At 53.8% G+C, this 413-nt stretch carries 1 protein-coding gene; it reads left to right on the forward strand.

Features of this window, described 5'->3' with window-relative positions:
• Nucleotides 1–413 (forward strand): PqiC family protein (locus tag KMS84_RS42380; RefSeq protein WP_368860719.1); only part of this gene is annotated, 413 nt, incomplete at both ends.

A 413-nucleotide genomic window follows, 5' to 3' on the forward strand; every position in this document is an offset into this window, starting at 1 on the left:
GGCTCAAGTTGATCAGCCTCAGATAGTTGTTCGTCAAGGAGAGAGTGGCGTTCAGATACTGGAGACAGAACGCTGGGCCTCCCCTTTGTCAGATGAGGTGAGATCTGCGCTACGGCATCACCTAAGACTGCAGATGGGGCGGGCGGACAGTGCGGGTGTCGCTCGCGACTCAGGTTTGCAAAATGCGTCTATACAGGTCGACATACGTCGTCTCGAGATGGTTCCAGGGCACTATGCTTTGATTGAGGCAATTTGGAGCCTGAGAAATACTAGGGGAGCTGGTCCACGCAGAAGCTTGAGCTGCACATCAGTGATTCGTCAGGAGGCGACCGCTGAAATGAGCGCGTTGGTTTTGGCGCATCAACAATTGATAAGGGAGCTCAGCGTCCGCATTGTTCAGACGGTGATACCTT

Source organism: Streptomyces hilarionis (genome assembly GCF_024539675.1).
In the GTDB taxonomy this organism is placed as follows: domain Bacteria; phylum Actinomycetota; class Actinomycetes; order Streptomycetales; family Streptomycetaceae; genus Streptomyces; species Streptomyces hilarionis.